Genomic DNA, 13,827 nt, shown 5'->3' with positions numbered 1-13,827 from the left:
TCGCCACGGCGGTCGACACATGGTGGGTATAGCTCAGTTGGTAGAGCGCCTGGTTGTGGTCCAGGAGGTCGCGGGTTCAAGCCCCGTTACTCACCCCAATCGCCTGGTCGCGGTACGGTTCGAAGATCAGGTCGCGGGTTCAAGCCCCGTTACTCACCCCAAACGCCTGGTCGCGGTACGGTTCGAAGATCAGGTCGCGGGTTCAAGGCCCGTTACTCACCCCAATTCGTAGCGTCACTTCCCCGCCACCGACGGGAGCAGTCGTGGAACTCGATGGTGAAGCGTTCGAGGCCCTGGTCGTCGACGAGCTCGACCAGCTGCCCGACGACATGGTCGACGGGCTCGAGAACGTCGTGTTCGTCGTCGAGGATCGCCCCGAGGACGGCTCCCTCGACCTGCTCGGCCTCTACGACGGCTATGCGCTGACCGAGCGCGACCGCTACGGCATGGGCGAGATGCCCGACCGCATCATCCTGTACCGGGACCCGCTCCTGGCCGTCGCCGACGACGAGGAGCAGCTCCGTGAGGAGATCCACATCACCCTCGTGCACGAGATCGCCCATTTCTACGGCATCGACGACGACCGGCTGCACGAGCTGGGCTGGGCCTGACCAGCCTCCGGTTACGCTGAACGCATGACCTCCCCCGGCCGGATCATCGGCATCACCGTCGGCGCGCTCGCCATCCTCGGCATCGGCGTGTACGGTCCTGCGATGCTGCTGGGCCCGCTCCCCGACGTGACGGTGCGGCCGGCCGCGGCGGCCGCCGCCCCGGCCGAGGTTCCGGCGCTCACGCTGCCCGAGACGGGCGCGAGCGCCATCGCGGTGGTCGGCGACGACGGCACCGCCGAGACCATCGCGACGGCCGGCGACCCGGCGGCCGTGCCGATCGGCGGCGCCGCGAAGCTCGTGACGCTCCTCGTGACCCTCGACTCGCTCCCGCTGCCGGCCGACGGCCCGGGTCCGGCCATCCCCATCGGACCCGAGGACTACGTCGACTACCTGCGGTACTCGGGCGAGGGGTCACGTGCGGTGCAGGTCTCCCCGGGCGAGACCTGGACCGAGCGCGACGTCGTGCGGGCGATCCTGCTCGCCTCGAGCAACAACCACGCCGACACGCTCGTGCGCTGGGCGTTCGGCTCGCCCGACGCCTACGTCGAGGCGGCGAACGCGTGGCTGGCCGAGCAGGGCTTCACCGCCACGCGCGTCGACGACGCCACGGGGCTCTCAGGCGACAACGTGGGCACGGCCGACGAGCTCGCGCGCCTCGCCTCCCTCGTGCTCGCCGACGACCAGCTCGCCGCCATGCTCGACGACCCCGAGGCGGCGCCGCCCGGCGCGCGCGTCGTGCCCGACCTCGTCGGCCGGGCCGATGACGGTGCCGTGCGGGCGATCACCCGCAGCTTCACCGACCAGGCGGCGCTGAGCTACGTCTTCACGACCGAGCTCCCCGCCGTCGAGGGCGTCGAGGGCCTCCGTCGCATCACCGGTGCGATGCTGTTGATGCCCGACTACGAGACGCTCGACCCGGCCGTCACCGCGGCCGTCGACTCGGCCGCCGCCGCCTCGGCTCCCGTCACGGTCATCGCCGAAGGCACGCCCTACGCGCGCGTCGTCGCGCCGTGGGGCGACCAGGCCGAGCTGGTCGCGTCGGTCAGCCGCACGGATGCCGCGTGGGGCTCCGCTCCGGGCGAGGTATCCGTCACCGTCGACGACTTCTCGACCGCCCCCGAGGGCCGCGAGGTGGGCCGCGTCTCGGTGGCGACCGCGACCGGCGAGCTCGCCTCGCCGCTGCGGCTCACCGGCGACATCAACGACCCGGGGCCGGTGTGGCGGCTCACGAACCCCGCGACGGTCATCGGCGCGTTCCTCGCGGGTCAGGCGTCCTGACCCGACGGCGTCACCGCCTGCGAGGCGGAATCAGTCGTTGTCGTCCTCGTCGAACTCCACGGGGTCGGAGTCGTCGGCGTCGAACCGGAAGCGCACCCGCAGCTGGCCGTTGACCTGCCGCTCGTCGACCGCGTCGTACCAGAACAGCGACTCGAGGCCGTCGACGGCGGCCATCATGCCGACGCGCGACTCGGCCTTGCCGCCCACGAGGACGCGGTGCTCGAACTCGCCCTCGAGCGGGCCGTCGATGAACTCGGCGACGTACTCTGCTGGACCCGTGTCTGCGCTCATGGCACTACGTTATCCCTCACGCTCCGGCGTGCACAGCCACCGCGCCCGCAGCGGTCCCGGGCTCGATGCGCCCGTCGGGCGCCGCGCGGAGGCGCACCGTGGCTCGACGTTCGGGCGACGTGCGTCGCACGTGCCGCCGCCACTGCCGTTCCCAGAGCTCCCAGTACGGGTCATAGGTGCCCCGGTCGCGTCGGAGCGCCCGGCGCTTGCGCGTCGCATCCGCGGCGTCAACCCACACGTGCACCGCGTCGATGGCCGACGCCCCGGCGGTGAAGGCGCCGCACCCCTCGACGACGAGCCCGTTCCGGCCCGGCCGCACGCGCTCGAGCACGCCGGGCGCGTCGCGGGCCCAGTCCCAGCGGCGCCAGCTGCCGACGGATCCGCGCCGGGTCGGCGGCAGGAGCGTCCGCGCGAGGTCGGAGCCCGCGCGCTCGAGCCCGGTCCACCCCGGGTAGACGTCGTCCAGCCGCACGAGGGTCGGCGGCGGACCGGGCCAGCGTTCGATCACGGCATCGGCCAGCGTGGACTTGCCCGCGCCGCTCGGTCCGTCGATGAGGACGACGGGCGAGCGGATGCCGCGGGCCGCCGCGAGCACGGCCGCGATCGCCGAGGCGGCGGGCTCGCCGTCGTGCGCGCCGACGGCTCCCGCGCCCGTCTCCCGTGGTGCGGCGTCAGGCCCAGATGACATTCCAGCTCCCCGTCACGACGGCGACCGCCGCCGAGAGGGCCGCGACGAGGCATCCGACCGCGATCACGACCCACTCGCGCGCGCCGAAGTGGGCGACCCTCGCCCACGTCCGCTCGCCGGGCGCCCCGAACCCGCGCGACTCCATGGCCGTGGCGAGCGTGCTGCCGCGGCGGATCGCGAGCACGAGCAGCGCGAAGGCCTGGCCGAGACCGCGACGAACGACGCCGTGGTCCGCGATCCCCCGCGCGCGCCGGGCGAGGCTGAGCGTGCGCCAATCGTCGATCGATGAGCCGACGAGCCGCAGCGCCGCGACGGCGCCGAGCACGAACCGGGCGGGCAACCGGAGCGTCTGCGCCAGCCCGTCGGCGAGGTCGGTGGGGTCGATCGTGAGGAAGATGACGACGGCCGGCAGCGCGATCGCGATGACGCGCAGGGTGGTCGCGACGCCGATCTGCACCGATCCCTCGGTGACGTGGATCACGCCGAAGTCCCACAGCACGGCGCCCGACGGCGCACCGTACAGCACCATGCTGATGCCCGTGAGCGGGGCGGCGATCCAGACCGGCAGCGTGCGGCGCGACCACAGCAGGTGACCGAGCCCGACCGCGGTGAACAGCACGAGCTCGCACGCGATCGCGACGGCCGCCGATACCGCGTCGAGCGTGAGCACGAGCACGATGCTGAGCGGCACCGTGGCGGCGATCTTCGCGACGGGGTTGATCGTCGCGAGCGGCAGCCCCGGGCGGATCGCGGCGATGCTCATCGCGCACCTCCGCTCGACGGCAGCGGCACCGCGCCGAGCTCGAGCCGTCGGTCGGCGATCGCGTCGACGAACACGTCGTCGTGGGTGACGGCGACGACCCCGACGCCGTGGTCGCGGAGGTCGACGATGAGGCGCGCGAGCTCGCGCCAGGTCGTGGCGTCCTGCCCGAACGTCGGCTCGTCGAGCACGAGCATGCGGGGGCGCGTGGCCAGGGCGCTCGCGACCGAGAGGCGGCGCTTCTCGCCGCCCGACAGCGTGAACGGGTTCGCCTCGGCGAGCCGCTCGAGCCGCAGGACGGCCAGCAGCTCGTCGACGCGGCGCTCGCGCTCGTCGGCCGGCAGCTTCAGCGCCCGCGGCCCGACCTCGAGCTCCGCCCGCACCGATCCGGTGAGGAACTGGTGCTCGGGGCTCTGGAACACGGTGCCGATTCGCGTGAGCAGGTCGCGCGAACGCCAGCGCCACGGCTCGCCGCGGAGCCCGCCCGCGAGCTCCGCCGACGGCTCGAGACGTCCGCCCTCGGGGCGGAGCAGGCCGGCCAGCGTGAGCGCGAGCGTCGACTTGCCGGCGCCGTTCGGCCCCGTCACCGCGAGGATGCCGCCCGCATCGACCGTGACGCCCACGCCGCGCAGCACGGGCGCGCCCGGAACGCGGGCGACGTCGAGCCCCTCGGTCGTGAGCAGCGGATGCCGCGCCGACGCATCGCGCGCCGGCGCGCGCCACGGCACCTCGTCGGGAAGCCACACCCCGGCCGCCCGGAGCTCGGCCCCGCGTTCGGCGAGCACCTGCCCGGGCGCGCCGTCGGCGAGCAGGCCCCCGCCCGCGCCGAGGACGACGATGCGGTCGACCGCGGGCAGCCAGGTGGACACCCGATGCTCGATGACGACGAGCGTCGCACCCGTCTCCTCGGCGACGCGCGCGACCGCGTCGCGCACCTCGCGCACGCCCGACGGATCGAGGTTCGCGGTGGGCTCGTCGAGGAGGATCAGCCCCGGCCGCATGGCCAGCACGCCCGCGAGGGCGAGCCGCTGGCGCTGGCCGCCGGACAGGTCGGCGGTGGCATGCTCGAGCGGGAGGTCGAGGCCCACCGCGCCGAGCGCCGCCCGCACGCGCGGCCAGATGTCGTCGCGCGCGACGCCGAGGTTCTCGAGGCCGAACGCCACGTCGTCGCCGAGCCGGGCCATGACGACCTGCGCGTCGGGGTCCTGCAGCACGAGGCCCGACCGGCCGCGCGACGCCGCCGCCGGGCGCCCGTCGACGAGCAGCTCGCCGAGGACCTCGCCCTCGTCATCGCCGCCGAGCACGCCCGCCATGCCGTGCAGCAGGGTGGACTTGCCCGACCCCGAGGCGCCGAGGAGCAGCACGCGCTCGCCCGGTCGGATCTCGAGGTCGAGGTCGTGCACGGCGGGCAGGCGCCGCCCGCCGTGCCGCCAGCCCCAGCCCCGGGCGACGACCGACGCCGCGCCCGACGACGACGCGTCGTGCGTCGCCACGTCAGACCGTCCGGAGCTCGCGTCCCGCGGCGAAGCGGTCGAGCGCGCCCGCCCTGGCGAGCCCGCGTACGGCGAGCCACGACAGGCCGCCCGCGATGACCGCGCCGCCGACGACCGCCGAGATCGTGTAGACGATCGCGAACGTCGGCGCCGCACCGGCGTACCAGAGGATCAGGTCGTTGATCGCCATCGCGAGGCCGGCGCCTGCGCCGGCGAGGAGCGCGACCGGCAGGCGCCAGTTGCGATACAGGAAGATCGCGAAGACCAGCTCGGCGCCGAGGCCCTGGACGAGTCCGGCCTCGATCGTCAGGAGGCCGCCCCACTGGCTGCCGATGAGCGCGGAGACCACGGCGGCCACCAGCTCGGTGTAGATCGCGGCGCCGGGCTTGCGGATGATCAGGGCGCCGAGCACGCCGGCGATGAGCCATACGGCCGCCGGTGCGGCCTGCAGCCCCGGCAGCAGGGCCTCGATCGGTGCGGAGATCGGCCCCCAGACGACGCCCCAGGCCCAGAATACGACGCCGACGGCGACGCCGATGACGCTCGCGACGACGATGTCGACGACCCGCCAGCGGAGTCGACGCTCGCCGGAGCGCGCGGTGGAAGCGGATGATGCGGTGGTTGCGTGCACTGTCGTGCCCTTTCGGTTCGAGGAAAGAGGCACGGGAATTGAGATGCGCTGCCCTCCCTGCGCTGGCATGACCCAGATCAGGTTCGACGGTCGAAGGTTGAGAACCTTCCTCTCAGCCCGGCTCACCGGACTCCCGTGTTCGACACCGAGTATACGCGCGACGACGAGTCCCGACGTCGTCGCCGGGACCGTTGGCGCCGGTCAGTGCTTCAACGCGCGGATGATCATCTTGAGCGCACGGCCCGTCGCCCAGACGAGCGGTGTGGCCACGAGCAGCAGGCCGATCACGTTCGGCTCGAAGCGCACCTCGCCACGGCTGCCGACGTATGCGCCGAGCGGAATGGACACGCCGCCGCCCCCACCGCCGCTGCCCTCGCCCTCGCCCTGCAGCTCCCTGCCGACGTTGCCCCCGCCGCTGCCGCTGCCGCTGCCGCCGCCGAAGCCGTACGCGCCGAGCGCCACCGGGATGATCTTGGTGCCCTCGACATCCACCGTGTCGCCGTACGAGGTCTTCACCCCGACGCTCGAGACGGTCCCCGCCAGATCCAGTACGAGTTCAGCCATGCGGGCCACGCTACTCGCGGATGCCGCGGCCTACCACCCCCAGCCGGCGGCTGCGGCCTCGGCATCGTCGTCGTCGGGCCCCCGGCTCGGTCGCTCGGATCGTCGCTCGCCGCCCGGGCGGACGAGCGTGGCGGGCCGCACGGCTCCCGTGCCGAACTTCGCGGTGACCTGGTCGATCGTGCGCTCGGCGTCGCGCCACTCCTCGTCGGGGTCCCACAGCATGGCGCCGCCGCCGCTCGGCCTCAGGTGCTCGGCCCGCACGCCGATGAGCCGTACGCGCTCGCCGTCGCCGATGAGTTCGCCGAGGGCGTCGGATGCCTCGTCGTAGATGCGGCGCGCGACATCCGTCGGCTCGGCGAGCGTGCGCGAGCGCGTGACGGTGCGGAAGTCGCCGTAGCGCAGCTTGAGCGTGACGGTGCGGCCGACGAGGCCGGCCTTGCGGAGGCGAACCGCGACGTTGTTCGCGAGCCGGAGCAGCTCACGCCGGATCTCGACGGGATCGACGAGGTCGTGTCCGAAGGTGTTCTCGTGGCCGATGCTCTTCTCGGTGCGCGTGGTGTGCACGTCGCGCGGGTCGATGCCGTTGGCGAGGCGCCCGAGGCGTTCCGCGAGCGCCGGCCCGACGGCGCGTTCGAGGGCATCGTGCGGCATGGCGGCGACGTCGCCGACCGTGCGCAGGCCCAAGCGGAGCAGCGACTCCTCGGTGACCCGCCCGACGCCCCAGAGCGCGGAGACGGGGAGCGGATGCAGGAACTCCACGGTCTGCGCCGCGGGAACGACGAGCATGCCGTCGGGCTTGGCCCGGCTCGATGCGACCTTGGCGACGTACTTCGTGGCCGCGACGCCGATCGAGCACGTGAGCCCCGTCTCGGCGCGCACCCGCTCGCGGATCGTCCACGCGATCTCGGCGGGACTGCCGTGCAGGCGCCGTGCTCCCGACACGTCGAGGAACGCCTCGTCGATCGAGAGCGGCTCGACGAGCGGCGTGAGCTGCTCGAAGATGCCCATGACCTGCTTGGAGTACGTCGCGTAGCTCGCGTAGTCGCCGCGCAGCACGATCGCGTTCGGGCAGCGCTGCAGCGCCACCGACATGGGCATCGCCGAGTTCACGCCGAAGCGACGGGCCTCGTAGCTCGCCGCGGACACGACCCCGCGGCCGGCGGTGCCGCCGACGAGCACCGGCTTGCCGCGCAGCTCGGGGCGCTTGAGCAGCTCGACCGAGACGAAGAACGCGTCCATGTCGACATGCAGGATCGGGGTCGCCGAATCGTCGACGGGGCCGGTGGTGACCTGCCTCGACGAGCCGTCCTGCTTGCTCATGCCCCGACCCTAGCGCCAGCCGCCGTCATCGGCCGGGCCCCGTGAACGCGCGACCCGGCCGAGGATCGGGACGGATCAGAACCCGAAGTCGCCGCCGCCGAAGTCGCCGCCGCCGAAGTCGCCGAATCCGCCGCCGTCGTAGCCTCCCGCGTCACCGGACGCGTCGGCTCCGGCATCACCCGACGCGTCGGCGCCGGTGTCGCCGCTCGCGTCGCCCGAGCCATCGGCGCCGGCCTCGAAGCTCGACGGGTCGGGCAGGAACGCCTGCGCGATCGCCGATCCGACGACCACACCGGCGACGGTGCCGAGCAGTGAGCTCGCGAACATGCCGCCCATCGAGGGACCAGCGACGCCCTGGCGGCGGCCCGCGGAATCCGCGTTCGCGAACGCGCGCTCGACGCTGCCGGGCTGGCGGAGCTCCTGCCGTGTCGCCGCGCGAGCGAGGGCGGACGGCTCGTCGGAGACGAGTCGCTCACCCGCCGGCGCCTGCTCCGACAGCGACTGGTAGACCAGTCGACGCTGCTCGGGCGTCAGCTTCGCGAACGCCTCGGCGTGCACGGCCTCGATCGACTCGGGCGGCGCGGTGCGCAGCAGGTAGCGGTATCGCTCGACGGCCAGTTCGTCCTCGCTGAGCTGGCGTGCGGGCGGAACGGGCCGGGCGGGCTGCTCCGCCCGGTCGTCGGTGCCGAACAGTCGGTCAAGGAAGCCCATGGTGTCCTCGTCAATCGTCTCAGGGGACCACCAATCTACGGGTGCCGGCATCACGTCGCCTGTGAGTCGACGGATGCCGCGGCGGCGCGCCCTGCTTGCCCTCCGGCGTCCCCTCCCGAATCGCGCTCGACGCCGAGCGCTCGCACGGCCGCGATCGTGCGACACTTCTCCTAGGCCAGCCAACGTCGGAGGCGCCGTGACCGAGTCGAGGGTGACGCATCCCGCAGCTTCCGCGCGCGGCGGATCCGCCCGCGATCCCGCCATGGACCTGGTGCGGGTGCTCTGCGTGGTGCTCGTGGTCGCCGGACACCTGCTCATGATCGGCGCCACGATCGTGCCGGGGCGTGGACTCGTCGTGGAGCGCACGCTCCTCGAGACGCAGTGGATCGGCCCCCTCACGTGGATCGCGCAGATCATGCCGTTGTTCTTCGTGGTGGGCGGGTTCGCCGGGCTCGGCGCGTGGCGGCGACTCGAGGCCTCGGGCGGCACGGCGTCCGACTACATCCGCTCCCGGATCCTCCGGCTCGCCCGCCCGTCGATCGCGCTCTTCACCGCGCTCGCGATCGGAATCCTGGCCATGCACCTCACGGGCGTCGATCCCGTCTCGATCCGGCTCATCGGCCTCGGCATCTCCGCGCCGCTGTGGTTCCTCGCCGCGTACGCCTTCGCGCAGGCGTACCTGCCCGGTCTCGCGACGTTCCACGCCCGCGCGCCGTGGTGGACGCTCGCCACGCTCGCCGCCGGGGCGCTGGCCTGCGACATCCTGCGGTTCGCGACGGGCTTCGAAGCGCTGGCGCTGCTCGACATGACGTTCGTCTGGCTGTTCGCGCAGCAGCTTGGCTTCTGGATCGCGGACGGCTGGTTCGCGCGGCGCTCCCCGGCCACGGTCGCGGCGATCGGCGCTGGAGCATACCTCGTGCTGTTCGGCCTCGTCGGCCTCGGCTACCCGGGCAACATGCTCGACAACCTGTGGCCGCCGACATTCGCGATCGTGGCGTTGGCGGTCGGGCAGACCTGCCTCCTCGTGCTGGCGCATCCTGCGCTGACCAAGCTCGTCTCGGTGCGCTGGGTGCGGGTCGTCGTCGCGGTCGTCGGTGCACGGCTCATGACCGTCTACCTCTGGCACGTGCCCGTGCTCGCGCTCGTCATCGGCCTGCTGCTGCTCACCCCGCTGCCCGCGCCCGCCGCCGGATCACCCGCATGGTGGCTGACCCGGCCGGCAGTGCTCGTCGTGATGGTCGTCGTACTGGCAGGGATCTCCGCGGTGCTCGGACGGCTCGAGCGGCCGTCGCCGGCGCCCCGGCAGCGTCCATCGGACTGGGCGACCGGGCTCGCGTCCGCGTGCATGGTGCTCCCGCCGTTCGCCGTGCTCGTCTGGGGGCTCTACTTCCTGGTCGCGGCGTGCAGCGCGCTCCTGCTGGCCGGAGCCGTGCTGCTGCTCAACCCGCTGCCGGCACGGGCGCGCGAGCGCGATCCGAGCGCGGTGACGCCCTAGGCTCGGCACGCCGAGGGCACGCTCGCGCCCAGGCGTGGTGCGGGCCGCGCGCATGCTCGCACCAAGGCGCGCGGCCCGGTGTTCGCCGGATGCTACGCGTCGGTCGCCGAGGCGCGCTCGAGCACGAGCTCGCGCACGCGCGCGGCATCCGCCTTGCCGTGCATGGCCTTCATGACCGCGCCGATGACCGCGCCGGCCGCCTGCACCTTGCCGTCGCGGATCTTCGCGAGCACGTCGGGCTGCGAGGCGAGGGCCTCGTCGATGGCGGCGACGAGCGCACCGTCGTCGGACACGACCGCGAGGCCGCGCGCGTCGACGATCTCCTGCGGCGAGCCCTCGCCCGCGGCGACGCCCTCGAGCACCTGCCGGGCGAGCCGGTCGGTGAGGGTGCCGGCGTCGACGAGGGCGGCGAGCTCGGCGACCTGCGCGGGCGTCGCGAGCGACGCGGCATCCGTGTCCTGGGCGTTCGCGAGGCGGGTGAGCTCGCCGGTCCACCACTTGCGGGCGGCGGCGGGCGTGGCACCGGCGGCGACGGTCTCGGCGACCTCGACGAGCAGGCCGCCGTTCACGACGTCCTGGAACTCGAGGTCGGTGAAGCCCCACTCGGCCTTCAGGCGACGACGGCGCGCCGCCGGAGCCTCGGGCAGGGCGGCCCGCAGCTCCTCGACGAGCTCCCGCGACGGCACGACCGGGAGCAGGTCGGGCTCGGGGAAGTAGCGGTAGTCGTCGGCGTCGGACTTCGGGCGACCGGGGCTCGTGGTGCCCGAGTCCTCGTGCCAGTGCCGGGTCTCCTGCGTGATGCTGCCGCCCTTGGCGAGGATCGCCGCCTGCCGCTGGATCTCGTAGCGCACGGCGCGCTCGATGGAGCGGAACGAGTTCACGTTCTTCGTCTCGGTGCGGATGCCGAGCTGCTCGGCGCCGCGCGGACGCAGCGACACGTTGGCGTCGCAGCGCAGGTTGCCCCGCTCCATGCGCGCGTCGGAGATGCCGAGCGCGATGGCGATGTCGCGGATGGTGGCGACGTACGCCTTCGCGAGCTGGGGCGCGTCGGCCTCGGCGCCGAAGATCGGCTTCGTCACGATCTCGACGAGCGGCACGCCCGCGCGGTTGTAGTCGACGAGCGAGTACTCGGCGCCGTGGATGCGGCCGGTGGCGCCGCCCACGTGCGTGAGCTTGCCCGCGTCCTCCTCCATGTGGGCGCGCTCGATCGGGATCTGGAAGACCCGGCCGTCCTCGAGCTCGACCTCGACGCTGCCCTCGTAGGCGATGGGCTCGTCGTACTGCGAGATCTGGTAGTTCTTCGCGAGATCGGGGTAGAAGTAGTTCTTGCGCGCGAACCGGCTCGACTCCGCGATGGAGCAGCCCAGCGCGAGGCCCAGCGAGATCGAGGAGCGCACGGCCTCGCCGTTCACGACGGGCAGCGAGCCCGGGAGGCCGAGGTCGACCGGCGCGACGAGCGTGTTCGGCTCGGCACCGTGGAACGCCGAGTTCGCCGGGTTCGGCGCCGGCGAGAACATCTTCGTCGTGGTGTTCAGCTCGACGTGCACCTCGAGGCCGATCACCGGCTCGAAGAGCTCGAGGGCCTTGTCGTAGTCCATCAGGTCGGCGCGGGCCATCAGACGGCACCCTCCTCGCTCGCGAGCATCTCATGGGTGGACAGGTCGGGTGCGCCGTCGAGGATCGGGGCACCCCATTCGGCGAGCAGGAGCTGCTCGAGCGCGCCGCCGACGTTGTAGAGCCGCGCGTCCTCGCGTGCGGGCGCGAGGAACTGGATGCCGACGGGCAGGCCGTCCTCGGGCGCGATGCCCGAGGGGATCGAGATGCCCGGGACGCCGGCGAGGTTGGCGGGGATGGTCGCGACGTCGTTGAGGTACATCGCGAGGGGGTCGTCGAGCTTCTCGCCGAGCTTGAACGCCGTGGTCGGAGCCGTGGGCGTCGCGAGCACGTCGACGTTCGCGAAGGCCGCGTCGAAGTCGCGCTGCACGAGCGTGCGCACCTTCTGGGCGCTGCCGTAGTAGGCGTCGTAGTAGCCGGCCGAGAGGGCGTAGGTGCCGAGGATGATGCGGCGCTTGACCTCGGGGCCGAAGCCCGCCTCGCGCGTGGCGGCCATGACCTGCTCGACGGTGCCGCCGCCGCTCGGCGTGACGCGCAGGCCGAATCGCACGGAGTCGAACTTGGCGAGGTTCGAGGAGGCCTCGGCCGGGAGGATCAGGTAGTACGCGGCGATCGAGTACTCGAAGTTCGGGGCGCTGACCTCGACGATCTCGGCGCCGTTGCGCTCGAGCAGGGTGAGCGCCTCGTGGAAGCGCTGGCGCACGCCGGCCTGGAACCCGTCGGAGTCGAGCTCCTTCACGACGCCGATGCGAAGGCCCGAGACATCCGCTCGCCGCACCGCCTCGGCCATCGACGGCCACTCGGTGGGGATGGACGTCGAGTCGTGCGGGTCGTGGCCCGCGATCACGTCGTGCAGGAGCGCGGCATCGAGCACCGTGCGGGTCACCGGGCCGATCTGGTCGAGCGAGGACGCGAGGGCGATCGAGCCGTAGCGGCTCACTGCCCCGTACGTCGGCTTCACGCCGACCGTGCCGGTCACGTGCGCGGGCTGGCGGATGGAGCCGCCCGTGTCGCTGCCGAGCGCGAGCGGCGCCTCGAAGCTCGCCACGGCGGCGGCCGATCCGCCGCCGGAGCCGCCGGGGATGCGCTCGAGGTCCCACGGGTTGTGGGTCGGGCCGTAGGCGGAGTGCTCGGTCGACGAGCCCATCGCGAACTCGTCCATGTTCGTCTTGCCGAGCGGCACGAGCCCGGCCTCGCGCACCTTGCGCACCGGCGTGGCATCGTACGGCGGCACCCATCCTTCGAGGATGCGGGAGCCCGCGGTCGAGGGCATGCCCTCGGTGACGAGCACGTCCTTCACCGCGATCGGCACGCCCGCGAGCTCGCCGAGCGGCTCGCCCGCTGCCCGACGGCGGTCGATGTCGGCCGCGGTCGCGAGCGCGCGCTGCGTGTCGACGTGGAGGAACGCGTGCACGGCGCCGTCGACGGCGCCGATGCGGTCGAGGTGGGCCTGCGTCGCCTCGACGGACGACACGTCGCCGGCGGCGAGGCGCGCGCCGAGCTCGGCCGCGGTCAGCCGGATGAGGTCGCTCACTGCTCCTCCCCCAGGATCGCCGACACCACGAAGCGCGAGTCGGCCGCCTCGGGCGCACCCGAGAGCGCCTGCTCGACGGTCAGCACCGTGTCGCCCACGACGTCGTCGCGGAAGACGTTCTGCATCGGGATCGGGTGGCTCGTCTGCGGCACGTCGGGCGTGGCCACCTCGCTCACCTTCTCGACCGCCTGCATGATCTGGCCGAGCTCCGCCGTGAGGTGCTCGATCTCTTCCTCGGTGAGCGCGATGCGTGCGAGGTTCGCGAGGTGGGCGACCTGCTCCGCACTGATTTCGGACATGCTGCTCCGTCGTGTCGGGATGGGGATCACCCGAGTCTATCGGTGCCGCTCTCTCCGCCGACGACGGGCACGGGTGTCGCTCCCTGTGCGAGCTTCAGCCGCGTCCAGACCGTCATGTTGATGATCACGGCCGCGATCTCGGCGATCGCCGCTTCGTCGAAATGGGCGAGCAACCGCTCGTGGAGCCCCGGGAACGCGACGAGGTCGTAGGTCGTGAGCCCCTCGCAGTACGCGAGCGCGGCCTTCTCGGCGTCGGTGAACACGGCGCTCTCGCGCCAGCCGGCCACGTGGGCGATCGTCTCGGCGTCGATGCCGATCCGTTCCGCAGCGGCGGTGTGCAGGACGAGGCAGTACGAGCAGGGATCCAGCTGAGCCACGCGGAGGCGCAGGAGTTCCGCCAACCGGGCGTCGATGGAGAGCTCGGCCGTGTAGCCGAACTTCGCGGCCATCTGCTTCGCGAGGTCGTGGAACTCGGTGAGGTCGGGATCGAATCGGGTGTTCTCGAACCGCAGGTGCTCGAATCGGATCGCCATCTCGT

General features: G+C 72.9%; 15 protein-coding genes, 1 tRNA gene and 1 riboswitch. Of the genes, 4 read left to right on the top strand and 12 right to left on the bottom strand.

The window, feature by feature from the left end:
- The first annotated feature begins 22 nt into the window (after window positions 1–22).
- From FYC51_RS16115 to FYC51_RS16105, 3 genes are all read left to right on the top strand, one after another.
- Window positions 23–98: transfer RNA gene (locus tag FYC51_RS16115), tRNA-His, on the top strand.
- A gap of 165 nt (window positions 99–263) precedes the next feature.
- On the top strand, window positions 264–611 hold the full coding sequence (locus FYC51_RS16110; protein ID WP_148734789.1) for a metallopeptidase family protein: 348 nt from the start codon (window positions 264–266) through the stop codon (window positions 609–611).
- 24 nt (window positions 612–635) lie between these two features.
- Window positions 636–1,889 carry a serine hydrolase family protein gene (locus FYC51_RS16105; RefSeq protein WP_148734788.1) on the top strand — a complete coding sequence of 418 codons (1,254 nt, stop codon included), beginning with the start codon at window positions 636–638 and terminating at the stop codon, window positions 1,887–1,889.
- Window positions 1,890–1,919: 30 nt separating this feature from the next.
- Here the strand turns inward: FYC51_RS16105 and FYC51_RS16100 are convergent, their stop codons facing one another.
- The 8 genes from FYC51_RS16100 to FYC51_RS16065 form a co-directional block, all read right to left on the bottom strand.
- Window positions 1,920–2,180, bottom strand: coding sequence for a hypothetical protein (locus FYC51_RS16100; protein WP_148734787.1), 261 nt, complete (start codon window positions 2,178–2,180; stop codon window positions 1,920–1,922).
- Between the two features lie 16 nt (window positions 2,181–2,196).
- A complete protein-coding gene (locus FYC51_RS16095) occupies window positions 2,197–2,868 on the bottom strand; it encodes a nucleoside/nucleotide kinase family protein (protein WP_148734786.1) in 672 nt (223 codons plus the stop codon).
- Complete coding sequence (locus tag FYC51_RS16090) at window positions 2,852–3,631, bottom strand: energy-coupling factor transporter transmembrane component T family protein (RefSeq protein WP_148734785.1); 780 nt, start codon at window positions 3,629–3,631, stop codon at window positions 2,852–2,854. Before FYC51_RS16090 ends, FYC51_RS16095 begins: the two co-directional genes overlap by 17 nt.
- Window positions 3,628–5,121: an ABC transporter ATP-binding protein gene (locus tag FYC51_RS16085; RefSeq protein ID WP_238476423.1), complete on the bottom strand. Its 1,494-nt coding sequence runs from the start codon at window positions 5,119–5,121 to the stop codon at window positions 3,628–3,630. The genes FYC51_RS16090 and FYC51_RS16085 overlap by 4 nt, the downstream gene beginning before the upstream one ends.
- A 1-nt stretch (window position 5,122) precedes the next feature.
- Window positions 5,123–5,752, bottom strand: a complete 630-nt coding sequence (locus FYC51_RS16080) for an ECF transporter S component (RefSeq protein ID WP_238476422.1) — start codon at window positions 5,750–5,752, stop codon at window positions 5,123–5,125.
- 37 nt (window positions 5,753–5,789) lie between these two features.
- A riboswitch (TPP riboswitch) is annotated at window positions 5,790–5,899 on the bottom strand.
- A 54-nt stretch (window positions 5,900–5,953) separates the two neighbouring features.
- Entirely contained in the window at window positions 5,954–6,316 is a 363-nt protein-coding gene (locus tag FYC51_RS16075; RefSeq protein ID WP_148734783.1) for a hypothetical protein, read from the bottom strand.
- Window positions 6,317–6,346: 30 nt separating this feature from the next.
- Window positions 6,347–7,636 (bottom strand): DNA polymerase IV, encoded by a 1,290-nt coding sequence (locus FYC51_RS16070; protein WP_148734782.1) that lies wholly within the window; start codon window positions 7,634–7,636, stop codon window positions 6,347–6,349.
- 75 nt (window positions 7,637–7,711) lie between these two features.
- Window positions 7,712–8,347, bottom strand: a complete 636-nt coding sequence (locus FYC51_RS16065; RefSeq protein WP_148734781.1) for a hypothetical protein — start codon at window positions 8,345–8,347, stop codon at window positions 7,712–7,714.
- A 196-nt stretch (window positions 8,348–8,543) separates the two neighbouring features.
- Here FYC51_RS16065 and FYC51_RS16060 point away from each other — a divergent pair, with 196 nt between their 5' ends.
- The gene (locus FYC51_RS16060) at window positions 8,544–9,842 is read left to right on the top strand and encodes an acyltransferase family protein (RefSeq protein WP_187432698.1); all 1,299 of its coding nucleotides are present in this window, start codon (window positions 8,544–8,546) and stop codon (window positions 9,840–9,842) included.
- A 92-nt stretch (window positions 9,843–9,934) separates the two neighbouring features.
- On the opposite strand, the gene gatB is transcribed toward FYC51_RS16060, so the two are convergent.
- Genes gatB through FYC51_RS16040 form a run of 4 tightly spaced genes read right to left on the bottom strand, consistent with a single transcriptional unit; the run spans window position 9,935 to window position 13,822 of the window.
- Window positions 9,935–11,458 carry an Asp-tRNA(Asn)/Glu-tRNA(Gln) amidotransferase subunit GatB gene (gene gatB, locus FYC51_RS16055; RefSeq protein WP_148734779.1) on the bottom strand — a complete coding sequence of 508 codons (1,524 nt, stop codon included), beginning with the start codon at window positions 11,456–11,458 and terminating at the stop codon, window positions 9,935–9,937.
- Window positions 11,458–12,990: an Asp-tRNA(Asn)/Glu-tRNA(Gln) amidotransferase subunit GatA gene (gene gatA / locus FYC51_RS16050; protein WP_148734778.1), complete on the bottom strand. Its 1,533-nt coding sequence runs from the start codon at window positions 12,988–12,990 to the stop codon at window positions 11,458–11,460. Before gatA ends, gatB begins: the two co-directional genes overlap by 1 nt.
- Window positions 12,987–13,289 carry an Asp-tRNA(Asn)/Glu-tRNA(Gln) amidotransferase subunit GatC gene (gene gatC / locus FYC51_RS16045; RefSeq protein WP_148734777.1) on the bottom strand — a complete coding sequence of 101 codons (303 nt, stop codon included), beginning with the start codon at window positions 13,287–13,289 and terminating at the stop codon, window positions 12,987–12,989. Before gatC ends, gatA begins: the two co-directional genes overlap by 4 nt.
- 26 nt (window positions 13,290–13,315) lie before the next feature.
- Window positions 13,316–13,822, bottom strand: coding sequence for a carboxymuconolactone decarboxylase family protein (locus FYC51_RS16040; protein ID WP_148734776.1), 507 nt, complete (start codon window positions 13,820–13,822; stop codon window positions 13,316–13,318).
- Window positions 13,823–13,827: the final 5 nt, after the last annotated feature.

It is taken from the genome of Agromyces mariniharenae, from assembly GCF_008122505.1.
Taxonomy (GTDB): Bacteria; Actinomycetota; Actinomycetes; order Actinomycetales; family Microbacteriaceae; genus Agromyces; species Agromyces mariniharenae.
This window is presented reverse-complemented; position numbering and strand designations above follow the sequence as displayed.